Annotated in this window: 21 protein-coding genes; 13 read left to right on the top strand and 8 right to left on the bottom strand. The window is 70.2% G+C overall.

What is annotated here, in order from left to right; genetic code table 11:
• Positions 1-5: 5 nt before the first annotated feature.
• From VHAB30_RS09965 to VHAB30_RS09940, 6 genes are read right to left on the bottom strand one after another with little or no spacing between them, the layout of a single operon-like run.
• Entirely contained in the window at positions 6-2,411 is a 2,406-nt protein-coding gene (locus tag VHAB30_RS09965) for an MMPL family transporter (protein WP_159276928.1), read from the bottom strand.
• Entirely contained in the window at positions 2,408-3,043 is a 636-nt protein-coding gene (locus VHAB30_RS09960) for a LolA-related protein (RefSeq protein ID WP_139701610.1), read from the bottom strand. The genes VHAB30_RS09965 and VHAB30_RS09960 overlap by 4 nt, the downstream gene beginning before the upstream one ends.
• Positions 3,015-4,025, bottom strand: a complete 1,011-nt coding sequence (locus VHAB30_RS09955; RefSeq protein ID WP_159276927.1) for an acyl-CoA synthetase — start codon at positions 4,023-4,025, stop codon at positions 3,015-3,017. The genes VHAB30_RS09960 and VHAB30_RS09955 overlap by 29 nt, the downstream gene beginning before the upstream one ends.
• Positions 4,022-5,737 carry an AMP-binding protein gene (locus VHAB30_RS09950; RefSeq protein ID WP_235926542.1) on the bottom strand — a complete coding sequence of 572 codons (1,716 nt, stop codon included), beginning with the start codon at positions 5,735-5,737 and terminating at the stop codon, positions 4,022-4,024. The genes VHAB30_RS09955 and VHAB30_RS09950 overlap by 4 nt, the downstream gene beginning before the upstream one ends.
• A gap of 16 nt (positions 5,738-5,753) precedes the next feature.
• Entirely contained in the window at positions 5,754-6,398 is a 645-nt protein-coding gene (locus VHAB30_RS09945; protein ID WP_062482691.1) for a COG4648 family protein, read from the bottom strand.
• Between the two features lie 3 nt (positions 6,399-6,401).
• Positions 6,402-6,713 (bottom strand): phosphopantetheine-binding protein, encoded by a 312-nt coding sequence (locus VHAB30_RS09940; protein ID WP_062482694.1) that lies wholly within the window; start codon positions 6,711-6,713, stop codon positions 6,402-6,404.
• A 102-nt stretch (positions 6,714-6,815) separates the two neighbouring features.
• Between VHAB30_RS09940 and VHAB30_RS09935 the strand changes: the two genes are divergently transcribed.
• A complete protein-coding gene (locus tag VHAB30_RS09935; protein WP_159276925.1) occupies positions 6,816-8,327 on the top strand; it encodes a helicase HerA-like C-terminal domain-containing protein in 1,512 nt (503 codons plus the stop codon).
• 10 nt (positions 8,328-8,337) lie between these two features.
• Here the strand turns inward: VHAB30_RS09935 and VHAB30_RS09930 are convergent, their stop codons facing one another.
• Complete coding sequence (locus tag VHAB30_RS09930; protein ID WP_159276924.1) at positions 8,338-8,979, bottom strand: NrsF family protein; 642 nt, start codon at positions 8,977-8,979, stop codon at positions 8,338-8,340.
• The gene (locus VHAB30_RS09925) at positions 8,976-9,560 is read right to left on the bottom strand and encodes a sigma-70 family RNA polymerase sigma factor (RefSeq protein ID WP_062477750.1); all 585 of its coding nucleotides are present in this window, start codon (positions 9,558-9,560) and stop codon (positions 8,976-8,978) included. Before VHAB30_RS09925 ends, VHAB30_RS09930 begins: the two co-directional genes overlap by 4 nt.
• 86 nt (positions 9,561-9,646) lie before the next feature.
• Between VHAB30_RS09925 and VHAB30_RS09920 the strand changes: the two genes are divergently transcribed.
• The 12 genes from VHAB30_RS09920 to VHAB30_RS09865 all read left to right on the top strand — a co-directional run bounded on the left by VHAB30_RS09920 (position 9,647) and on the right by VHAB30_RS09865 (position 23,367).
• Entirely contained in the window at positions 9,647-10,066 is a 420-nt protein-coding gene (locus VHAB30_RS09920; protein ID WP_159276923.1) for a hypothetical protein, read from the top strand.
• A 14-nt stretch (positions 10,067-10,080) separates the two neighbouring features.
• Positions 10,081-10,548, top strand: coding sequence for a DUF6152 family protein (locus VHAB30_RS09915; protein WP_070060744.1), 468 nt, complete (start codon positions 10,081-10,083; stop codon positions 10,546-10,548).
• An 82-nt stretch (positions 10,549-10,630) separates the two neighbouring features.
• Positions 10,631-11,956, top strand: a complete 1,326-nt coding sequence (locus VHAB30_RS09910) for a GTP cyclohydrolase II (RefSeq protein WP_159276922.1) — start codon at positions 10,631-10,633, stop codon at positions 11,954-11,956.
• The gene (locus VHAB30_RS09905; protein WP_159276921.1) at positions 11,953-13,356 is read left to right on the top strand and encodes a URC4/urg3 family protein; all 1,404 of its coding nucleotides are present in this window, start codon (positions 11,953-11,955) and stop codon (positions 13,354-13,356) included. The genes VHAB30_RS09910 and VHAB30_RS09905 overlap by 4 nt, the downstream gene beginning before the upstream one ends.
• A 50-nt stretch (positions 13,357-13,406) precedes the next feature.
• Complete coding sequence (gene upp, locus VHAB30_RS09900) at positions 13,407-14,036, top strand: uracil phosphoribosyltransferase (protein WP_159276920.1); 630 nt, start codon at positions 13,407-13,409, stop codon at positions 14,034-14,036.
• A 189-nt stretch (positions 14,037-14,225) separates the two neighbouring features.
• Positions 14,226-15,227: a BMP family protein gene (locus VHAB30_RS09895; RefSeq protein WP_056582550.1), complete on the top strand. Its 1,002-nt coding sequence runs from the start codon at positions 14,226-14,228 to the stop codon at positions 15,225-15,227.
• Between the two features lie 33 nt (positions 15,228-15,260).
• Positions 15,261-18,089 (top strand): polysaccharide deacetylase family protein, encoded by a 2,829-nt coding sequence (locus VHAB30_RS09890; protein ID WP_159276919.1) that lies wholly within the window; start codon positions 15,261-15,263, stop codon positions 18,087-18,089.
• 5 nt (positions 18,090-18,094) lie between these two features.
• Positions 18,095-19,060: a 5'-methylthioadenosine/S-adenosylhomocysteine nucleosidase gene (locus tag VHAB30_RS09885; RefSeq protein WP_235926541.1), complete on the top strand. Its 966-nt coding sequence runs from the start codon at positions 18,095-18,097 to the stop codon at positions 19,058-19,060.
• A complete protein-coding gene (locus VHAB30_RS09880) occupies positions 19,051-19,797 on the top strand; it encodes an alpha/beta fold hydrolase (protein ID WP_235926538.1) in 747 nt (248 codons plus the stop codon). The genes VHAB30_RS09885 and VHAB30_RS09880 overlap by 10 nt, the downstream gene beginning before the upstream one ends.
• Positions 19,794-21,383, top strand: a complete 1,590-nt coding sequence (locus VHAB30_RS09875) for an ABC transporter ATP-binding protein (RefSeq protein WP_159276918.1) — start codon at positions 19,794-19,796, stop codon at positions 21,381-21,383. Before VHAB30_RS09880 ends, VHAB30_RS09875 begins: the two co-directional genes overlap by 4 nt.
• The gene (locus tag VHAB30_RS09870; protein WP_174250248.1) at positions 21,383-22,447 is read left to right on the top strand and encodes an ABC transporter permease; all 1,065 of its coding nucleotides are present in this window, start codon (positions 21,383-21,385) and stop codon (positions 22,445-22,447) included. The genes VHAB30_RS09875 and VHAB30_RS09870 overlap by 1 nt, the downstream gene beginning before the upstream one ends.
• On the top strand, positions 22,444-23,367 hold the full coding sequence (locus VHAB30_RS09865; protein ID WP_062477785.1) for an ABC transporter permease: 924 nt from the start codon (positions 22,444-22,446) through the stop codon (positions 23,365-23,367). The genes VHAB30_RS09870 and VHAB30_RS09865 overlap by 4 nt, the downstream gene beginning before the upstream one ends.
• The last annotated feature ends 5 nt before the right edge of the window (positions 23,368-23,372 follow it).

Genomic DNA, 23,372 nt, shown 5'->3' with positions numbered 1-23,372 from the left:
TCCCATCAGCGCGGACGCTGTGGGCTCGGGCCCTTCCCGGGCGCCACGTTGCGCGCGAACGCGGCCGACAGCAGCAGCGCCAGCAAGGCGCCCGGCGCCACCACGCGGCCGATGGACGACAGCGCCGGAATGTCCGAGATCGCGATCAGCCCGAACGACACCACCGTCGTGAGGTTGGCCAGCATCAGCGAGGCCAGCGTGTCTTCGTCGGCGCGCCCGGTCGTGCGCAGCTGGTCGAAGAACAGCGCGTAGTTCGATCCCACGGCGACGATCAGCAGCAGCCCCACGAGGTGCAGGATGCCGAGTGCCGCCTGTGCCAGTGCCATGCCGCCCAGCGTGAGCACCACCGCGAACAGCAGCGGCTGGCACACGGCCAGCAGCCGGCGCCACGAGCGCAGGTACACGCCCAACAGCACCACCACCGCCAGCGCGCCCAGCAGCACCTGCACGAAGGCCTCGTGCAGGTAACGCTGGTAGAGGCCGCCAAGTTCGCGGCCGACGTCCACCACCTGAACCTCGGGCAGCCCGGCCAGCGTCTCCTCGAGGCGCCCCTGTTCGAAGCCCGGACCGGGATGCAGCACGACCAGCGTGGACCAGCCACCGCCCGGCCGCTCGTACATCAGCGTGTTCACCACGGAGCCCAGCGGGCCGCCCATGAGGTCGGTGCGCTGCACGGGCGCTTGCTTGCGCGCGGCCTCCACGTCGGCCACGAAGGGACCGAGGCGCGAGGCCGGCAGCGGCAGGCCCTTGGTCGCCTCGGCCAGGTTGGCACGCAGCGTGTCGGCGTCGGGCAGGCTGGCCCGGCGCGCCGTTTGCGCGGCCACGCTGGGCAGCACGCGGGTCACGGCTTCGTAGCCGCTGAGCTCGCCCTTGTCGACCAATGCATCGAGGCGCGCGGCCGCGGCTTCGGTGTGGCGCAGTGCGGCCTGTTCGTCGTCGCCGAAGGCCACCACGAGCACGCCGCCGTCGCTGGCGCCGATGTCCTTGCGCAGCATCTCGTCGAGCTGCTGGGCCGAGCGCGGCACAGGGCTCATCGCGCTCAGGTCGGCGCGCCACAGGTGGCCGCCCTGCCACAGCACCAGCGCGAGCGCCGCCACGCCGAGCGCCGCCAGCGGCCAACGCAGGCGCGGCAGGCCGCGCACCAGCAGGCCGGCCAGGCGCGCCATGTGCCGGCGCATGCCCATGCCGGTCGCGCCATCGGGTGCCAGCACGGGCAGCACGTAGCGCGTGGCGAGCGCGGCCGACACCAGCCCGGCGATCGAGAACACGCCCAATTGCGCCAGCCCCGGAAAGCCCGAGAACACCAGCGCCGCAAAGCCGCACACGGAGGTCAGCAGGCCCAGCCGCACCGTGGGCCAATGCACCTCGCGCCAGCGCTGCCAGCCGGTGCCGGCCACGGCCGCGCCGCGTGCCTGGATCAGGTAGTAGATGGCGTAGTCGACCGTCTCGCCGATCAGCGTGCTGCCGAAGCCCAGCGTGAGCCCGTGCACCGAGCCGAACACCAGGCTGACCGACGCGGTGCCCACCACCACGCCCGTGGCCACCGGCAGGAAGGCGATGACCAGCGCGCGCGGCGAGGCGAAGGCCAGCAGCAGCAGCACGCTCATCACGATGCCGCCCACCACCGCGAGGTGGATGGCTTCGGTCTTGATCTTTTCGCGGCTCATCACCGAGAACACGGGCGGCCCGCTCAGCAGCAGCTTCGGCGCGGCCTCGCCCATGCCGCGCGCGGCGGCTTCGTAGGCGGCCTGCACACGGGCGATGGCGACGGCCTGCGCATCGAGGTCGCCGCCGGCCGCGCGCGTGGTGGCGATCATGAGCGCACGCGGCGCCTCGCGCGACATCCAGACGCCGGCCTCGCTGCGCGGTGCGCTGGCCGGCACCAGCTCCATCGCGATGCGCTGGGTCTCGCCCGTCGGATCGCTGTCGAGCAAGGGCTTGATCGCGTTGCCGGCCGGCGTGCCGAGCATCGACAAGGTGTCGACGATGGCCTCGCGCAGCCCTTCGGCGGTGAACTGCCCCGGCATCACGCCGGACGACAGCTGGTAGCGGTGCTGGAACACCCAGGTGCCGGCCTCGCTCCAGTCGCTCACGTCACCGTTCTGCACCAGGTCGAAGAGCTGGCTTTCGCGCATCGCCTTGCCGACGGCACGCGAGACTTCAGCACGCTGTTCGACGCTGCCGCCCTCGAAGCCCAGCATCAGCGTGCGCGAGGCTACGCCGCTTTGCAGCTGCTCGATCAGCACGCGCTGGCGCAGGTCGGGGCTCTTGGGAAGAAAAGCCGACAGGTCGGCGCCGATCTGGGTGCGCGCGATGACGACCGCGCCGAGGGCCACGACCAGCAACCACGCCAGCAGGACGACGATGCGGCGCGACCACCCCGGCGGGCCGCCCGCCTGCGCCAGGCTCACGGCGTCGCGCGCCCGGGGGCGCCGGCCGGCAGCGCCGACGGCGGCGCGTTGGGCGAGATGTGCATGACCGAGCGGTCACCGCCCACGAACTCCATCTCCAGCCCCAACACCTCGCTGTTGCGGCCGGTGATGCGCATGCTGCGCACCTGCGCGGCCAGCCGGCTGTCGTTGGGCGTGAGGTCGAGCGTCCACTTGCCGGCGGCGCCGGTCACGGTGCTCTTGAAGTAGCGCTGCAGCGTGGCGCCGTCGCCGCTCAGCGTGCCGCGCATGGCTTCGACCAGGCCCAGCAGCTCGGGCATGCTGTCCAGCGCCAGCGTGCGGTTGCGGTTGCCGCGCGACAGGGTCAGCGTGTTGCCGTCGACGGACATGGTCTCGATGCGCGGCGACAGCGTGCGGCGCACCAGCTTGTCGGGCGCCTCGAAGCTCAGCGTGCCGCTCGCGTCGAGCGGGCCTTCGAGGCCGTGCACGAAGCGCTGCTCGGTGAAACGCGCCTCGCCGCTCTTCTGCCGGGCCAGCAGGCCCATCAGTTCGGGCAGGTCGAACGCCGCCCAGGCCGGCGCGGCACAGAAAGCCACCGCCAGCACCACCACCCTGCAAAGCCGATCAAGCCGCATCTTCGAGCCAGAAATCATGAAAATTGAACCAGTTGTACGGGTAGGCGCGGCACAGCGCCTCCAGGCGGGCCACATAGGCTTCGACCGCGCTTCGGATGCGGCGTTCACGCTCCGCGGCGTCGGCGAACGGCGTGCCGAAGTCGGCCAGCGGATCGAACCGGACATCGTAGCGGGCACCGCCGCCGTACATGCCGGCCATGAAGAACACCTTGCGGCGCAGCAGCGCCGCCAGCCGGAACGGGCCGTCGTTGAAGACGGCCGGCTGGCCCAGGAAAGGCAGCACGATGTTGTTGCCGCGCTGGTTTGCCGGCTGCTCCTCACTGCCCGGCAAGGTGCGGTCGGCCAGCATGCCGCCCAGGCCGCCGCCGTCGAGCCAGTCGCGCAGCGCGAGCATCGAATGCGGCCGGCCCAGCGCGATCACGTGGGGCCGCATCTCGGGCAGCGCGATGGCGTTCAGGATGGCGGTGATGCGCTGCGCGTTGTCCGGGTACATCAGCATCGCCAGCCGCATGCGGTTCTGGTGCTTTTGCTGCTTGCAGGCGCCAAGCACCTCGAAGCTGCCGATGTGGGCGCCGAGCAGGAAAGCGCCCCGCCCTTCGGCCGCCTCGACCTCGATCGGGCCGTTGCCTTCGATCTTCAGCTTGAACAGATCCATGCGCCCGCGCAGGAAGTACACGCGGTCGAGCACGGTGGAAGAAAACGCGTGCAGCAGGCGGTAGCCGTCGACCCAGCCCGCGCGCGGGCCAATGGCCCGGAACAGGTAGCGCTTGATGTGGCGGCGCGGCGCCGGCGCGAACAGCAGGAAGTACAGGCTGATCGGCGGCAGCAGCAGCCGCGTGACGTGCCGCCCGCACACCAGCGCCATCAGGCAGATGAAGCGCAGCGCCAGCATGTTGCTGCGCTCGGGCGCGCGCGCCCAGTCGCCCTGCTGGGCCGCCGGGCGGGCGGTCTGCCGCGCCGCTTCGTCCACGGCGCGCGTTTCGGCGTCGGTGTGCTTCATCCCGCCGACTCTGGCACAGCCGTCCAGCGGCCGGTGACAGCCGCCACGCCGTCACAGCGCACGTCGAAACGCACGCCGCGACCGGTTCCGGCCTCGGGATGCAGCTCGATGGACAGCGTGCTGCCGGGGCGCACGGGCGCGAGGAACTTGGCGGCCGCGAGCGTCGGACTCGCGCCGAGCCGTGCCGACAGCGCCGGCACGCGCCGCACGACCTCCATGACCTCGGCCAGCAGCAGCGCGCCGGGCACCAGCGGCTGGCCGGGGAAATGGCCGGCAAAGGCCGGGTGGTCGACCGGCACCGTGTGCGCCATCTGCACCGGCGTCTGGTCGTCGGCCAGCTGGGCCAGCGCGAATTCGCGCAGCGCCCGCACAGTGAGCTTGCCCGTGCCTTCGCGCGGAAAGGCCTTGACCTGCACCACGCGGCGCGGCACGAACACCGGCTCCAGCCGTTGCCGCAGTGCAGCAATGATGTCCGCCGCCGACAGCGTGGGCGCGACCACGAACGCCACCGGCCGCACCACGCCGTCGGCCACCTCGTCGGGCAGCCAGAAGGCGCCGTCCTCGACACCCGCGATGCTGTTCAGGTGGTAGTTCAGGTGCGCGAGCGAACTGCGCCGGCCGGCGACGTGGATCAGGTCGTTGGCGCGGCCGAACAGCCGAAAGCGCCGAGCGTCCAGCAGTTCGAGCACGTCGGCCATGGGCGTCGGCTCGGGAATGAAATCGCCGCTGAAGATGAAGCGCTCGGGGCCGTCGCCCTCCCCCGGCTGTGCATGCACGCGGATCTCGCCGAAGGTTTCCCAGATTTCGCTCTCGGTCGTGCGGCGCGTGGCCACCTGGCCCGATTCGGTGCTGCCGTAGATTTCGAGCAGCACGCCGCCCAGCGCCTGCTCGGCCTGCGCGGCCAGTTGCGGCGACAGCGGCGCGGTGGCCGACAGGATCAGGTCGACCGGCGGCAGCTCGATGCCCGACAGCAGCAGCGTCTTCAGGTGGAACGGCGTGGTCACCAGCGCGCGCGGGCGCGGCACCGAGGCCAGCGCCTTCGCGACGTCGGCCGGAAAGAACGGCCGCCCGGTTTCGAACGCGGCCCCGCCGAGCATCGCGAGCAGCACCGACGACTCGAGGCCGTAGCTGTGCTGCACCGGCACGGTCGCCACCAGCGTGAGCCCTTCGAGCGTGGGCCGCTGCAGCACGCGGCACAGCCGCTCGACCGCCACTTCGACGTCGCCGACCAGCGTGCGCCAGGCCTTGGCATGCGGCTGCGGCACGCCGGTGGAACCCGAGGTGAGCAGGCTGGCCGCATGCCGGCCGCCGTCGATGGCGGGCACCGGCGCATCGCCGGCCGGGCCGGGCACGGCCTCGACCTGCAGGCGCCGCATGCCGGGCGTGTCGAGCTTGTCGTCGTCGGTCAGCGCGAACAGGTGGGCGCCGCCGGTTTCGGTCAGGCGCGCCAGCGTGTCCGGCCGCGCATCGGGCGGCAGCAGGCTGGCGTGGCCGCGCACCAGCGCGGCGCCCAGGCTCACGGCGAAGGCGTAGCGGTCGAGGCACAGATTGACGGCAGGACCTTCGGCGGGCAGTGCGGGCGCCAGGCGCGCGACGTCGGCCAGGAACTGCCGCGTGCTCACCGGCTGGCCGGCGCGCCAGGCCAGGGGCGCGTCGGGGTTGCGGTCCGCGAGCAGCGGCAGGAAGGAAGAAGAAGCGGTGTCGGGGATCACGCGGGCTGCGCCTGTTTCATTGGCCGCCAGCGCCGTTGTCCACCGTCGAGGTGCCGTAGAACGCGCGCACCGCATCGACCAGGCGCGTGCGTTCGAATTCGGGATGCAGGCGGTAGCGCACGAGGTGCTCGCCCACGAAAAGCAGCGCCACGCTCAGCGGCGACAGCACGTTGGCCAGCAGCGACCAGGCCGAGAACGGCAGCGTCAGGTAGACCACGATCGACGAGACGACCACCACGGCGAAGTACACCGTCCACACCTGCGTGAGGTGCGTCGTGTACGACAGCATGTGCCCCTTCAGCGGGTGCACGCGCTGCGCGAACTGGGTGATCAGCGGCAGGCCCTTGCCGCGCAGCGTCGAGCCGAACCAGCCGCAGAGCGCACCGTTGATGCCGATGTGCTGCAGCACATAGAGACGGTTCGTGTCGCCCGCCTCACCGAGGAAGACGAGCGAGAAGCCGCCGATGCCCAACGCCGCCGCAATGGCCAGGCCCCAGCGGCCGAACCAGCTGGCGGCGCAGCCCATGGCGGCGATCCACAACGGGCCGAGCAACACCACCACAGCCCAGGGCTCGGTGGCGTGGAACAGCGTCATCCAGTGGGAGAGGCCGGCATACGTGACCCCTACCAGCAGCAGGAGTACGAGTCGCCATCGGGACATGGATCAGGTGGCGCTGCGGTGCTCGGCGACGTGGGTCGCGAGCGTACGCAGCGACTGGAAGATCTGCTGGTTGCGCTCGTCGTCCGAGCGCAGCTGGAAACCGTAGCGGCGCGAGACTTCGAGCGCGACTTCGAGGATGTCGATGGAGTCGAGGCCCAGACCTTCGCCGTACAGCGGGTCGGTGGGAACGATCTCTTCAGGTGCGACCTCGAGATTGAGCGCGTTCACGAGCAACACGGCCAGCTCTTTTTCGATCGGCGACTGTTCGGATGCATCGCCAGTGGCGGGAATGGGGGGCTGAGCAGTCGATGACAAAAAAACCTCCTGAACTTTTTTCCTGAACGACCGTGCGGGGTCGTGAATTATAGGAGTGGCGGTTGATTAGACTGCGCGCTTCGATACGACCCGGAGCGCCCCATGGCCGACCCCCTTCTGATCGCACGCCACGACACCATCGAGTGCACCCTCCTGCCCGGCCTGGCCAACCGCCACGGCCTGATCACCGGCGCCACCGGCACCGGCAAGACCGTCTCGCTCCAGACCATCGCCGAACAACTGTCGAACATCGGCGTGCCGGTGTTCATGGCCGACGTCAAGGGCGACCTGACCGGCATCAGCCAGAAAGGCAGCGTCAGCGAGAAACTGGCCGCCACGCTCAAGGAACGCGGCATCGACGTGCCCGAGCCCGCCGCCTGCCCCGTCACGCTGTGGGACGTGTTCGGCGAACAGGGCCACCCGGTGCGCGCCACCGTGTCCGACATGGGCCCGCTGCTGCTGGGCCGCATGCTCGACGTGAACGAAACCCAGGCCGGCGTGCTGAACCTGGTGTTCAAGATCGCCGACGACAGCGGCATGCTGCTGCTCGACCTGAAGGACCTGCGCGCCATGCTGCAGTACGTGGGCGAGAACGCGAGCCAGTTCACCACCGAGTACGGCAACATCAGCGCCGCCAGCGTGGGCGCGATCCAGCGCGGCCTGCTGCAGATCGAGACCCAGGGCGGCGACAAGTTCTTCGGCGAGCCGATGCTCAACATCACCGACTTCATGCAGACGGTGGGCGGCAAGGGGGTGGTGAACATCCTGGCGGCCGACAAGCTCATGAACTCGCCGCGCCTGTATGCCACCTTCCTGCTGTGGATGCTGTCGGAGCTGTTCGAGCAACTGCCCGAAATCGGCGACCCCGAGAAGCCGAAGCTGGCCTTCTTCTTCGACGAGGCCCACCTGCTGTTCAATGAGGCGCCCAAGGCGCTGGTCGAACGCATCGAACTCGTGGTGCGGCTGGTGCGCTCCAAGGGTGTCGGCGTGTATTTCGTCACGCAAAACCCGCTGGACATTCCCGATTCGGTGCTGGCCCAGCTCGGCAACCGGGTGCAGCACGCGCTGCGTGCCTTCACACCGCGCGACCAGAAGGCCGTGAAGGCCGCCGCCAGCACCATGCGGCAGAAGCCCGGCCTCGACATCGAGACCGCCATCACCGAACTCGCCGTGGGCGAGGCGCTGGTGAGCTTCCTGGATTCCAAGGGCCGTCCGAGCATCACCGAGCGCGTGTACGTGCTGCCGCCGGGCAGCCAGCTCGGCCCGATCACGCCCGAGCAGCGCAAGGCGCTGATCGCAGGCTCGCTGGTGGCCGGCGTGTACGAGAAGACGGTCGACCGCGAATCGGCCTACGAAAAACTCAAGGGCCGCGCCGAGAGCGCGCCCGATGCACCGGCCGCCGGCGCCAAGGGCGGGGCCGCAGCGGAAGAATCGTCCGGCATGGGCGGCATGCTCAACGACATGCTCTTCGGCAGCACCGGCCCGCGCGGCGGCAAGCGCGACGGCCTCGTGCAGACCATGGCCAAGTCGGCGGTGCGCACCATGGGCACGTCGGTGGGCAAGGAGATCCTGCGCGGCGTGCTGGGCGGGATCTTCGGCAGCAAGAAGCGCTGAAGCAGCGCCGTTACCAGCGCAGCAGGCGCGGCCCCAGCGCCGCGCCCAGCAGCACCGGCACCGCGATCCCGCTCACGTACCAGACCGCGAGGAACGGCGCGGTCAGCTCCATGCAGTGCAGCGCGTAGACCGACGCGCCCACGCCGCCGGCCAGCGCGCCGGCCGCGGCCCCGGCCAGCGCGGGCCGCGTCGGTGCCAGCCCGCGCAGCGCCACGAAGGTGGCCGCGAACACCGGCAGCGCCATGAAGCCGATGCTCAGGGCGCAGATGCGCCACGACTGACCCATCAGCAAGGGCATGCGCTCCTCGATCGGCACCGAGAACCAGACGAACGCCGCCAGCCCCCAGATCCCCAGCACGGGCAGCACCCCGCCCCACCACGCGTGGCGCACCCGCACGCCGGGCCGGGCCAGCCGTTGCACCGTCACGAAGGCTGCCGCCGCAATGCACAGCGGAAACAGCACCTTGACCCAGAACATCGGCCAGAACATCGCCTGCACCAGGTCGGGCCGCAGCCCGTACTCGCCGAACAGGATCACGAAGGACAGCGGCAGCGCGGCCAGCACCGCCAGCCCGATGCGCCCGCTGGCGCTGCGCCGCGGCACCGCCGCCTCGCCGGCGGCCAGCAGGTTCACGAGGTCGTCGGTCTTCATGGCGCGGCGCCTCCCCCGAACTTCGCGGCCAGGGCCTTCAGGCCCCGGTGGATGCCGACCTTCACCGCCGACTCCGACATGCCCGTGAGGCTCGCCGTCTCGGCCACCGAGAGGCCTTCGATCTTCACGTGCACGATGGGCAGGCGCTGGCGTTCGGGCAGGGTCTGCAGCAATCCGCCGAGGTCGCGCTTCGCATCGCTGGCTTCGGTGGCCGACGCGGCGAACACGGCCAGGTCGTCGTCCAGCGGGTCATGCAGGTCTTCGCGGACCGACTTGGCGCGCAGCAAATCGATCATCTTGTAGCGCGCAATGGCATGCACCCAGGCCGTCAGCGGCTGGTCGCTCTGGTAGGTGTGGCGCTGGTTGTGCATGGCGAGCAGGCATTCCTGGACGAGGTCTTCCACTTCATCGGGCCAGCCGAACAGGCGCTTGCCCAGAAAAGCGCGCAGGTGCGCGCTCAGTTTCTGCAGGAACTCGCGGTACGCGCCGGCGTCGCCATCGAGGCCGCGAAGGAACAGGCGGCGCAAGGCCGCTTCCGCGTCGCTCGGTGTCGTCCTGCTACCTACGGTGTTTCGTGCCATCGGGCCGGCCGGTTACAGCCTGGTGAAAAAAGATTGCAAGGGATTGTGCCGCGCCCCCGGGGCGGGGCTTGCGCTAAGCTGCCCCGATGCTGGCCGGACTCGTCTCGCACCCCTGGGCCTACCCGGCGCTGGAGGCGGCGCACATCGTGGGCATCGCGCTGCTGTTCGGCGGCCTGCTGGTGTTCGAGCTGCGCGCCCTCGGCCTGGCCCGCGAGCTGCCGGCGCCGCTGCTGGCGCGCCTCACGCTGCGCCCCGCCCTGCTGGGCTTCGGCCTGTGCGCGCTGACCGGCCTGACCATGTTCGCAAGCCAGCCGGGCGAGTTGCTGAGCAACACGGCCTTTCGCGTCAAGCTGCTGCTGATCCTGCTGGCCGGCCTCAACGCCGCCTGGTTCCACCTGCGCGGCGACCTCGGCGGGCAGAGCGGGTTCGCCAGGTTTCAATGCCTCCTGTCTTTGGGGTTTTGGCTCGCTGTCATCATCTGCGGGCGCTGGATTGCCTATGTCTGACCAAGGAGAACGCGATGCTGCATCGACGCATGTTCGTGACCGGTTCGATCGCACTGGCCCTGCCCGCCTGGGCCCACCACGGCTGGAGCAGTTTTGACCAGGAGCGCCCGCTGTACCTGGAAGGCCGCGCCACCAAGGTGAGCTGGCGCAACCCGCACGGCGAGCTGGAGATCGAGCTGCCCGAGAACCTCGCGCTGCCGCCCGACCTGAAGCAGCGGCCCCTGCCGAAGCAAAGCGCCACGGTCGACGGCGCGGCGCTGCTGGCCAAGGCGCAGTTGCCGACGCGGCGCGACCGCAAGTGGCAGATCGAGCTGGCCCCGCTCACACGGCTGCAGGCCTGGGGCGTCGAGGAGATCAAACCCGGCACGCCGGTGGCCGTGCTCGGCTTCACTTTCACCGGCGAGAAAGGCGACGCGGTGCTGCGTGCCGAGTACCTGTTCGTGCACGGCAAGACCTACGGCCTGCGCTCATCGCCTGCATGAATGCCAGTGCGGCCAGGCCGCGCGGGCCCTCGCTTGCCAGCCGCACAAGTGCTCGGTACATTGCATTTTTTGAGGGCCTCAAATGTCTGCAGACAGTACCGCGCTCCCTTCCGCCTTGCCGACCGCGACCGGTGCCAGCCCGGCGCAGAGCCCTCCGCTCCACCCCTCGTCCTCGACCGGCCACATCCGCCTGACCTCGCATGCCGGCGGCTTCGGCGCGCTGCCGATCCACTGGGGCGCGGCCACCGCCACCGAGCGCGGGCCCGTGGTCGGCACCACCACCAAGCGCGCGCACCGCAACGTGATCGGCACGCACAGCGGCTCGTACAGCGTGTACCGCGCGCTGGCCGTGGCGGCCGGCGCGCTCAAGCGCGAACACAAGGCCGACCTCACCAACACCGCGCCCACCGACGTCATCGGCCCCTATCCGCAGTGGAGCGAGCCCGGGCGCATCGTCTCGCTCGACCCCTGGGGCGCGCTCGTGGCCGACGTGTTCTCCACCGAACTCGCGGCCGGCTACGACATCCGCCCGACCATCGCGATCACCAAGGCCCACGTGATCCTGCCCGAGGTGATCGAGGCGCTGCAAAGCGGGCGCCTGAAGGCCGACGGCCATTTCCTCACCACGGGCGGTGCGGCGATGGTGACCAAGGCGGCCATCGAACCCGTGTGGTACCTGCCCGAGGTGGCGCGCCGCTTCGGCTGCTCCGAAACCGACCTGCGCCGCACGCTCTTCGAAGAGACCGGCGGCATGTACCCCGAACTCGTCACGCGCTCCGACCTCGAGGTGTTCCTGCCGCCCATCGGCGGGCAGACGCTCTACATCTTCGGCAACCCGCGCGACCTGGCCAACCCGGACGTGGAACTCACCGCCCGCATCCACGACGAGTGCAACGGCTCCGACGTGTTCGGCTCCGACATCTGCACCTGTCGCCCCTACCTCACGCACGCCATCGAGGAATGCATCCAGGGCGCACAGCGCGGCGGCGTGGGCCTCATCGCCTACTCGCGCAAGGAAGGCCGCGCGCTCGGCGAGGTGACCAAGTTCCTGGTCTACAACGCCCGCAAGCGCCAGGTGGGCGGCGACACGGCCGACCAGTATTTCGCGCGCACCGAGTGCGTGGCCGGCGTGCAGGACATGCGCTTCCAGGAGCTGATGCCCGACGTCTTCCACTGGCTGGGCATCAAGAAGATCCACCGCCTCGTGTCGATGAGCAACATGAAGTTCGACGCCATCACCGGCTCGGGCATCGAGATCGGCGAGCGCGTGAACATTCCCGACGAACTGATCCCGGCCGACGCCCGCGTCGAGATGGACGCCAAGATTGCGGCCGGCTACTTCACCCCCGGCCCGGTGCCGGACGCAGAGGAACTGAAAAAGGCCAAGGGCCGGGGATTGAGCGAATGAGCCGAAGCACCGACATCGACCTGCCCGCCGACGGTTCCGGCAGCCTGCGCCCCGGCGGCGCGGGCGCTGTCGATCCGTCGATCGAGTTCGCGCCCGACACCGCCCACCCGGCCGGCGCTGCCACCTTGCTGCGCACCACCACCGCCATCCGCCAGCGCGCGGGCGCCCTGCTGGCACGCGCGCGCCGCGGCGAGTCGCAGTGGTTCCGCATCGGCAGCGACGACGCGCTCGAAGACGCGGCGCGCACCGTGGCCGAGGTCACGCGCGAGCGCTACCCCTGGGACACCATCCCGTACCACAGCCGCTGGCGCCACTTCGAGGCCGGCGGCGTCGACCGCCGCCTGCAGCTCGACGCGCTGCTCGGCAAAGGCCTCGACGCCCGCCAGCGCGCCCGCGCCCACATCGACCTGACGCTGGTGAGCGTGCTGCTCGACGCCGGCGCCGGCCCGACCTGGCACTACACCGAACCGGCCACCGGCCTGCGCTTCACGCGCTCCGAAGGCCTGGGCGTGGCGTGCTTCCATGCGTTCACGAGCGGGCTCTTCTCGTCCGACCCGAACCACCCGCTGCAGGCCGACGCGGCCGGCCTGCGCGGCCTCGTGACCGAGCGCCTGGGCGACGCTTTCCAGGTGAGCGAGGTCAATCCGCTGGTCGGCCTGGCCGGGCGCGCGGTGCTGCTGCGCCGCCTGGGCGAGGCCATGAGCGAGCAGCCCGAGACCTTTGGCGACGACGGCCGGCCCGCCGGCCTTTTCGATGCGCTCGTGGCCCCGCTGGGCGCGGCCTCGCCGCCCACGGCCGAGATCACGGCGCACCAGATTTTGTCGCTGCTGCTCGACACGCTGTCGCACATCTGGCCCTCGGCCAACGCCATCGACAGCCTGGCGGCCGACGGCAGCGACAACGCGGGCGGCATCGGCTCCGGTGACCCGGCCTTCGCGCTGGGCGACTGCTGGCGCCACAGCGCCGTCGCCGGCCCGGGGCTCACCAACGGCTGGATGCCGTTCCACAAGCTGTCGCAGTGGCTCACGTACTCGCTGCTCGAGCCCTTCGAATGGGCCGGCGTGAAGGTGCGCCACCTCGACGCGCTCACCGCCCTGCCCGAGTACCGCAACGGCGGCCTGCTGATCGACAGCGGCGTGATCGTGCCGCGCGAGGCGGCCTTTCTCACCCGCCGCTGGAAGGCCGGCGACGAGTTCATCGTCGAATGGCGCGCCCTCACCGTGGCGCTGCTCGACGAAATCGCCCCGCGCGTGCGCAAGGTGCTCGACCGCACCGAGGAAGAGCTGCCCCTGGCCTGCGTGCTCGAAGGCGGCACCTGGGCCGCGGGCCGGGTGCTGGCACAGCGCTTGCGAAACGGTGCGCCACCGCTGCAGATCGAGAGCGACGGCACCGTCTTCTAGTCTTTTAGACTCTCCTGTTTTCCGCAACGGCACACCAAAAGAAGACTCCAATGAGCAACGTCCACCTCGTCGACCACCCCCTCGTCCAGCACAAGCTCACGCTGATGCGCCGCAAGGACGCCTCCACCAACAGCTTTCGCCGGCTCTTGAACGAAATCAGCATGCTGATGGCCTACGAGGTCACGCGCGACATGCCGATGCAGGACATCGAGGTCGAGACCCCGCTCGAAACCATGCAGGCCAAGGTCATCGACGGCAAGAAGGTGGTGCTGGTGTCGATCCTGCGGGCCGGCACCGGCATCCTGGACGGCATGCTCACGGTGGTGCCGGGCGCGCGCGTCGGCCACATCGGCCTGTACCGCGACCCCAAGACGCTCACGGCCGTCGAGTACTACTTCAAGATGCCCGGCGAGATGGAGAACCGCGACGTGATCGTGGTCGACCCGATGCTCGCCACCGGCAACTCGGCCGTGGCCGCGGTCGAACGGCTGAAGGAACTCAACCCCAAGTCGATCAAGTTCGTCTGCCTGCTGACCTGCCCCGAAGGCGTGAAGACGATGCAGGCCGCGCACCCCGACGTGCCGATCTACACCGCCGCGATCGACCGCGAGCTGGACAGCCATGGCTACATCCTGCCGGGCCTGGGCGACGCCGGCGACCGCATCTTCGGCACTAAATAGGCTCGCCCCCAGGCTTCGCGCACTTCGTGTCGCTGCTCCTTCCCCCTACCGGGGGCAACACCTGAGGCCCGGCGGAGCCGGTTCCTCGGTGTTTGCTGGAAGGGAGCCGGCCGCGAGCGGCCGGCTCGATTCGGTGGGTGGGCATAGGGATTGCAGGGCTGGTTCTTTCATTTCATCGAGGAGAAGACCGTGACAGCACGCCGTCAATTGATCGTTCGTTCCATCGCCGTCGCCGCAGCGCTTGCGGCGGGCGCCCCGGGCCTTGCGCTCGCGCAGGCCAAGCTTAAGGTGGCTGCCGTGTACACGGTGCCGTTCGAGCAGCAATGGGTGGGCCGCATCCACAAGGCGCTGAAGGCGGCCGAGGCGCGTGGGGAGATCGAATACAAGGCCACCGAGAACGTGAGCAATGCGGACTACGAGCGCGTGATGCGCGAGTACGCCACGGGCGGCAACCAGCTGATCCTGGGCGAGGTGTTCGGCGTGGAAGCGGCGGCGCGCAAGGTCGCGAAGGATTTCCCCAAGGTGGCGTTCCTCATGGGCTCGTCGCTGAAGCCGCAGGCGCCGAACTTCTCGGTGTTCGACAACTACATCCAGGAGCCGGCCTACCTCAGCGGCATGGTCGCGGGCGGGATGACCAAGAGCAACCGCATCGGCATGGTCGGCGGCTTCCCGATTCCCGAAGTGAACCGGCTCATGAACGCGTTCATGGCGGGCGCGAAGGAAACGAACCCGAAGGTGGAGTTCAGCGTGAGCTTCATCAACAGCTGGTTCGACCCGCCGAAGGCCAAGGAAGCGGCCTTCGCGATGATCGACAAGGGCGCCGACATCATGTACGCCGAGCGCTTCGGCGTGTCGGACGCGGCCAAGGAAAAGGGCAAGCTCGCCATCGGCAACGTGATCGACACGCAGGCCCAGTACCCCGACACGGTGGTGGCCTCGGCGCTGTGGAACTTCGAGCCCTCGGCCGACCGCGCCATCAAGCTGGTGAAGGAAGGCAAGTTCGCCGCCGAAGACTACGGCGTGTACTCGCACATGAAGCACAAGGGCTCCGAGCTCGCGCCGCTGGGCACCTTCGAGAAGAAGGTGCCGGCCGACGTCGTGGCCAAGGTGAAGGCGAAGCAGGCCGACATCCTGGCCGGCAAGTTCACCGTGAAGGTGGACGACGCCCAGCCGAAGTCCACCGCCAAGTAACCAGCAGACAGACAAGCGAGCAGACCCGAACCCATGAAGCGTGCGCGATGGCAGACCGCAATCCATGGCGTGGCCATCGCGGCGTTGGCCGCCGGGCTCGCCGCCTGTCAACCTGAGCCGGCGGCCCCAGCCACCGCCCCGGCGGTCGAGGTGCCCGCATCGGCCGCCTCGGCACCCGCTGCCGCTGCGCCGCCGGTGGTCGCGCCACCGGTCGGCATTCCAGCCGCATTGCAGGCGCGCGCCGACGCCCTGCTCGCCGCGCACCGCCAGATGATCGTGCTGATGACCGGCGAGCGTGCGCTCGAGGCGGCCGAGAAGCGCGCCGTCAGCGCCGTCGGGCAACAGCTCTTTCACGAGATGCAGGAGCGCCAGCAGGCGCTGATCGCCCAGGCCGCGGACATGACGGACCCCGCCGCGGTGGCGGGCCTGAACGCGCTGCTCGACCGCATCGAGAGCGAGCCCAGCTGGTTCGATGCCGACCGGCTGGCGTTCAAGGAATTCCTGTCCGAGCTGAGCACGCGCTACAGCCAGGCGCAGTCGCTGTCCGGGCTCAAGCTCGGCCGCCGCGCCAGCGAAGACCTGGCCGTGCTCGCCGAGATCGAGCAGGCCTATGACCGCGAGCTGAAAGACGTGTTCGGCCGCTTCGCGCAGCGCGGCATCGAGCCCAAGCGCGAGAAGTGGGCCGACTACGTGGCCAAGCTGCAGGGCCTGTACTCGCGCGAGCAGATCCTGAAAGACTTCGGCGCCATCGTTCCCTACACGCAGCCCCCGGGCGGCGCCAAGGAAAAGGACAGCGCGGACGCACGCGAGATCTTCGGCACCTCGCTGCCCGCCAAGACCGTCGTGCTGACCTTCGACGACGGCCCGCACGCCAAGCACACCGACGAGATCCTCGAGATATTGAAGCGCTACGACGCGCCCGCCATCTTCTTCCAGCTCGGGCGCAACCTGGGCAAGCTCGACGCCCAGGGCAAGGCCCAGCTCAATGCCAACGGCGCGACCGCCAAGCGCGTGCTGGCCGCCGGCCACGTGCTCGCCAACCACAGCTTCAGCCACGGCATGATGGCCAAGATGACGGACGACGCGGTGCGCGTCGAAGCCAGCGAGACCGAAACGCTGCTCGACGCCACCGGCCGGCCGCAGTCCACCCTCTTTCGCTTTCCCTACGGCGCGCGCAACGAGGCCAAGCTGAGCACGGTCGAGGCGCTCAAGCTGCGCTCCATGATGTGGACCGTCGACTCCATGGACTGGGCCGACCCGGTGCCCAAGTCGATCGCCGACCGCGTGTTGGCCGAGGTCGACAAGGCCAAGCGCGGCGTCATCCTGTTCCACGACATCCAGGGCCGCACCGTGCAGGCCCTGCCCACGGTGCTCGACCAGTTGGTGGCCGACGGCTACCGCTTCGCCACCTGGCGCGACGGCAAGTTCGTCGTGAGCGCCTCGAAAAAGGCGGCGCCCGACGACGGCGTGGCCGCCACCTCGGGCGACACGCTCTACCGCGAAAGCCACGCGCTGGTGATCGGCATCGACAAGTACGCCAAATGGCCCGGCCTGCACCACGCGGTGCCCGACGCCAAGGCCATGGAGCAGCTGCTCGTGACCCGCTTCGGCTTCAAGGCCGAGAACATCACGGCGCTGTACGACGACCAGGCCACGCGCGCCAACATCCTGCGCGCGCTGAACGAAAAGCTGACCGACGGCAAGCGCGTGAAGCGCGACGACCGCGTGCTGGTGTTCTTTGCCGGCCACGGCAGCACCCGCAAGCTCGCGAGCGGGCGCGACGTGGGCTACATCGTGCCGGTCGACGCCACGCTGGACAACCTGCCGTCCGACGCCATCTCGATGCCGCAGCTGCAGGAGGTGGCCGAGGCGCTGTCGGCCAAGCACGTGCTGTTTCTCGTGGACGCCTGCTACTCGGGCCTGGGCCTCACGCGCGGCGGTGCCGCGCAGGGCAACAGGAACTTCCTGACCGACAACGCGCGCCGCATCGGCCGCCAGATGCTCACCGCCGGCGGCGCCGACCAGCAGGTGGCCGACGACGGCCCCGGCGGCCACTCGGTCTTCACCTGGACGATGCTGCAGGCGCTGTCGGGCAAGGCCGACCTGAACGGCGACAACGTCATCACCGGCACCGAACTCGCGGCCTATGTGGCGCCGGCGGTCTCGGCCATCGCGCGGCAGACGCCGGCCTTCGGCAGCCTGCCGGGCTCGGAGGGCGGCGAGTTCGTGTTCGCGTTGCCCGTCGAGCGCGAGGGCCTCAGCGGCGACAGCCTGCAGCTCGACGCCGCCGCCAGCCAGGTCAACAAGCGCATCGACCAGGCCAACGAGCAGGCCGTGCATGCGGCGGCCGTACCCAAGACGGCCAAGGCGACCAAGGCCGGCCCGCCCGCCGTCGAGGTGGTGGTGAAGAACCTCGAAGGCGCCGACACCAAGCTGACCATGCCGGCCGCCGCGCCGCTCACGCCGCGCGTGGCCGCCCAGCGCGCCAACGACCGCGGCCTGCAGCTGTACCGCGAGCGCCGCTACGACGAGGCCGAAGCCGCCTTCACCGAGGCGCTGAAGCTGCAGCCGCGCTTTGCGCTGGCGGCCAACAACCTCGGTTTCGTGTACTTCAAGCGCGGCAAGCCGGTCGAGGCCGCGCGCTGGTTCGAGCAGGCCATCGACATGGACGGCAGCCGCGCCCTCGCCTACCTGAACCTGGGCGATGCCTACCTGCAGGCCGGCAACGACGCCAAGGCGCTCGCCGCCTACACCACCTTCGTCGGCCTGGCACCGAAGCACGCGCGCGTCGCCGCGCTGCAGGCCTGGATCGCCACGCCCGACGCCGCACACCGCCCCTCACTCCCGCCCACCAACTCCTGATGCCCATGACGAACACTTCCTCGCTTCTCCAGCGCCTGCGCGGCCCGGTCCTGGCCGCCGCGCTCGGTCTCGTGCTGACGGGCTGCGTCGGCGTCTACAAGTCGGACGTCGTGAGCATCAACAGCAGCACGCGGCTGGACGACACGCCGCGCCTGGCCGTGATCTCGGCCTTCGAGCCCGAGCTCAAGCTGCTGCTCACGCGCCTGCAAGGGCCCCGCAAACACAGCGTGAACGGCGTCGAGTTCACCACCGGCACGCTCGAAGGCAAGCCCGTGGTGCTGTTCCTCTCGGGCATCAGCATGACGAACGCGACCATGAACACGCAGCTCGTGCTCAACCGCTTTCGCATCACCGGCATCGTGTTCAGCGGCATCGCGGGCGGCGTGAACCCGTCGCTGCACGTGGGCGACGTGACGGTGCCGGCCCAGTGGGGTCAGTACCTCGAGGTGCTCATGGCACGCGAGACCGCGCCCGGCAAGTACAGCGCGCCGCCCTTCATCACCGACGCGACGCTGCCCAACTTCGGCATGAACTTCCCGCGCCCGGTCGAGGTGCGCTCGGCCGCCAAGCCCGGCATCGAGCGCAAGTTCTGGTTCGCGGCCGATCCGAAGATGCTCGAAGTGGCGCGCAGCATCCGCAACGTCGAGCTGGCGAACTGCGGCGCCGGCAAGTGCCTGCCGCGCAAGCCGCAGCTGGTGGTGGGAGGCAACGGCGTGTCGGGCCAGGCCTTCATGGACAACAAGGCCTACCGCGAATACACCTACAAGACCTTCCAGGCCAACGTGCTCGACATGGAAACCGCCGCCGTGGGCATGGTCGCCTACAGCAACGGCGTGCCTTACATCGCCTTCCGCTCGCTCAGCGACCTCGCGGGCGGCGGCGACGGCGAGAACGAGATGGGCACCTTCATGAGCATCGCGGCCGACAACTCGGCCAAGGTCATGCTGGCCTTCCTGGCCGCGTGGAAGTGACGGTGGCGCCCGGGCGCCTGCCTCGTCTTGTGCTGCTGCCGGGCATGGACGGCACCGGCGATCTCTTCGCGCCGCTGGCGCAGGCCCTGGGGCCGCAGGCCGCCATCGACGTCGTGCGCTACCCGGGCCGCCAGGTGCTGGGCTACGACGAACTCGAGCCGCTGGTGCGCGCGCAACTGCCGACACAGCAGCCTTTCGTGCTGCTCGGCGAATCGTTTTCCGGTCCGCTGGCCATCTCCCTCGCGGCCTCGTGTCCGCCGGGGCTGCGCGGCCTCATCCTGTGCTGCAGCTTCGCGCGCCGGCCCGCGCGCGGCCTGGCACTGATGCGCGCGGGCCTGCTCGACCTGTCGATGCGCCTGCTGCATTCGAAGCTCATGCGCGCGCCGATGCGGCACCTGCTGCTGGGCGGCTCGTCCGCGCCGCACCTGTCGGACATGCTCCAGGCCTCGCTGAAGCAGGTGTCGGTCGCGGTCATGACCCACCGCATGAAGGAAGTGCAGCGCGTCGACGTGCGCGACAAGCTGCCGTTGGTGCGTGTGCCGGCGATGTACCTGCAGGCGCTGCAGGACCGCGTGGTGCCGCGCCGCGCGGTGGCCGCCATTCAGCGCGGGTTGTCGGCGTTGCACCTGGTGCAGCTCGACGGCCCTCACGGCCTGCTGCAGGCCTCGCCCGCCGCCTCCGCGCGGGCCATCGAGAATTTCTGCCGCGACCTGCCGTCGCCACCTGTCTGCCCATGAACCCCACCGTGCTCCGCCTCCAGGGCATCACCAAGCGCTTCGGCCCGCTCGTGGCCAACGACGCCATCTCCCTCGACCTGCAGGCCGGCGAAGTGCTCGCGCTGCTGGGCGAGAACGGCGCCGGCAAGTCGACGCTGATGTCGATCCTGTTCGGCCACTACGTCGCCGACGAAGGCCGCATCGAAGTCTTCGGCTCGCCCCTGCCGCCCGGCAACCCCAAGGCCGCGCTGGCCGCCGGCGTGGGCATGGTGCACCAGCACTTCACGCTGGCCGACAACCTCAGCGTGCTCGACAACGTGACGATGGGCACCGAGCCGCTGTGGCGCCCGGTCTCGCGCCGTGCGGCGGCCCGCGCGCGCCTGCTCGAGGTCGCCCAGCGCTTCGGCTTGCCGGTGCAGCCCGACGCGACCATCGGCAGCCTGTCGGTGGGCGAGCGCCAGCGCGTGGAAATCCTCAAGGCGCTGTACCGCGGCGCGCGCATCCTGATCCTCGACGAGCCGACGGCCGTGCTCACGCCGCAGGAGAGCGAGGCGCTGTTCGCCACGCTCGCGCAGATGGTGGCGCAGGGCCTGTCGGTGATCTTCATCAGCCACAAGCTCGGCGAGGTGCTGCGGGTGTCGCAGCGCATCGCGGTGCTGCGCGGCGGCAAGCTGGTCGCCGAGGCGCGCACGGCCGACACCACGCAGGCGCAGCTCGCGCTGTGGATGGTCGGCCACGCGGTCGAGGCGCCGCAGCGCCGGCCCGCGAAGTCGGTGGGCGACGCGGTGTGCGTGCTCGACCACGTGAGCACCGCATCGACCAAAGACGGCGGGCAGGACCGCCTGCGCGAGGTGTCGCTCACGCTGCGCGCGGGCGAAATCACCGCCATCGCCGGCGTCTCCGGCAACGGCCAGGTCGCGCTGGCCGAGCTGCTGAGCGGCACGCGCCGCGCCGTCTCCGGCAGCGCGCAGTTCATGGGCCGCGCGCTGCCGCCCTCGCCCGCCCGGCTGGTGCAGCGCGGCGTCGCACGCATCCCCGAAGACCGGCACGCGGTCGGCGTGGTCGGCGACCTGCCGGTGTGGGAGAACGCCGTGTCCGAGCGGCTGCGCAGCCCTGTCTTTTCGCGCTGGTCGTTCATCGTCCGGCGCGCCGCCGCGCGGCTGCACGCCCGGCGCATCGAGAAAGCCTTCGACGTGCGCGGCGCCGGCCTGATGTCGCCGGCCCGCTCGCTCTCGGGCGGCAACATGCAGAAACTGATCCTGGGGCGGGCGCTGCTGGCGCCCGAGCAAGTGGAACAAGACACCGACAACAAGAAGTACCCGAACCGCGCCCCGCGCCTCATCGTCGCGCACCAGCCGACCTGGGGCCTGGACATCGGTGCCGTCGCCTACGTGCAGCAGCAGCTCATTGCCGCGCGCGATGCCGGCGCGGCGGTGCTCGTCATTTCCGACGACCTCGACGAAGTGCTCGCGCTCGGCGACCGCGTGGCCGTGATGCACGGCGGCCACCTCGGCGAAGCGCGCCCGGCCGCGGCCTGGACGCGCGAGGCCATCGGCCTGGCGATGGCCGGCGCCACCGCGCCGCAACGCCCGGGAGCCGCCGCATGATGCGCCTCGAACGACGCCACGAAAGCTCGCGCGCCGCGCTGGTGCTGGCCCCCATCGGCGCGGTCGTGTTCACGCTGCTGGTGAGCGCGCTGCTCGTGCGCTGGGCCGGCGCGCCGGTCGGGCGCACCTATGCGCTGCTGCTGCAGGGCGGCTTCGGCTCGGTGTTCGCATGGAGCGAGACGCTGACGCGGGCCATTCCACTGATCCTCACCGGCCTGGCCGCGACGGTCGCGTTCAAGGCCCGGCTCTTCAACATCGGCGCCGAGGGGCAGCTGTTCGCGGGCGCGCTCGCTGCCGTGGCCGTGGGCGGCATGCACGGCGGCACCGGCTTCGAACTCTCACCCTGGCTGCTGTTCCCGCTGATGATGCTGGCTGCTGCGGTGGCCGGCGCGCTGATGCTGCTGGGCCCGGCGCTCATGAAGAACAAGCTCGGCGTGGACGAGGTCGTCACCACGCTGCTCATCAACTTCATCGTGCTGCTGGGCGTATCGGCGCTGCTCGACGGGCCGATGAAAGACCCGACGGCGATGGGCTGGCCGCAGAGCGTGTCGCTGCAATCCGACCTCGAGCTGGGCAAGCTCATTGCGCAGACGCGCGTGCACACCGGGCTGCTGTGGGCGGTGTCGCTCGCGGTGAGCGTGTGGGCGATCTTCAAGTACACGGTGCTGGGCTTCGACATCCGCGCGGTGGGCGCCAACGCCCGCGCCGCCGCGTTCGCCGGCGTGCCGGTCACGCGCACCGTGGTGTTGGTGGCGTTGCTCTCGGGCGCGCTGGCCGGGTTGGCCGGCGCCATCGAGGTGGCGGGCCGCACGAGCTACGTCACGCTCGACATGTCGCCGGGCTACGGCTACACGGGCATCGTGATCGCGATGCTGGCCGGCCTGCATCCGCTGGGCGTGATCGCCGCCGGCGTGTTCGTGGCCGGCGTGCTGGTCGGCGCCGACACCATGAGCCGCGCCGTGGGCGTGCCGACCTACATCGCCGACGTGATCGTCGCGGCCTCGTTGATCGCGGTGCTGGTGGCCACGCTGCTCACGCAGTACCGCGTGCGGATGACGAAATGACCGACCTGCTCGACATTCTTTCCAACCCCGCCTTCTGGGTCGCGGTGCTGCGCATCGCCACGCCGCTCATCCTGGGCACGCTGGGCGTGCTGCTGTGCGAGCGCGCGGGCGTGCTCAACCTGGGCATCGAGGGGATCATGGTCGCGGGCGCCTTCACCGGCTGGCTCGCGGTGTACGCCGGCGCGCCGCTGTGGGCCGGCGTCGGCGTGGCCGCGCTCACGGGCATGGTGTTCGGATTGCTGCACGCCTTCCTGACCGTCGGGCTCGCGCTGTCACAGCACGTCTCGGGGCTGGGCATCACGCTGCTGGCCACGGCGCTGAGCTACTTCGGCTACCGCGTGAGCTTTCCGAAGGTGAACACGCCGCCGACCATCACGCCCTTCGCGCCGATGGACTGGCTGCCCGTGCCCATCCTCGGCGCGCAGACCGCGCTCACGCTGTTCGCGCTGCTTCTGGTGCCGGCGGTGGCCTGGGTGCTGTATCGCACGCCGCTGGGCCTGGCGCTGCGCATGGTGGGCGAGAACCCGCAGGCGGCCGAGAGCCAGGGTGTGTCGGTCGCGGCCACGCGCACCGGCGCCATCGTGGCGGGCTCGGCGCTGATGGGCGTGGCCGGCGCGTTCCTCACGCTGTCGGCCTTCAACGCCTTCTTCTTCAACATGGTGAACGGGCGCGGCTGGATCTGCGTGGCGCTGGTGGTGTTCGCCTCGTGGCGGCCCGGCAAGGCCCTGCTCGGCGCGTTGCTGTTCGCCTTCTTCGACGCGCTGCAGCTGCGGCTGCAACAATCGGGCGATGCCGTGCTGCCTTACCAGCTGTACCTGATGCTGCCCTACCTGCTGTCGATCCTGGCGCTGGTGCTGGTGGCGCGCAAGGCCAGCTACCCGCAGGCGCTGATGAAACCCTACCGCAAGGGAGAACGCTGACATGC

This window comes from Variovorax boronicumulans, from assembly GCF_009811375.1.
In the GTDB taxonomy this organism is placed as follows: domain Bacteria; phylum Pseudomonadota; class Gammaproteobacteria; order Burkholderiales; family Burkholderiaceae_C; genus Variovorax; species Variovorax boronicumulans.
The sequence above is the reverse complement of the archived record's forward strand: the minus strand, read 5'-3'. Positions and strand labels throughout refer to the sequence as shown.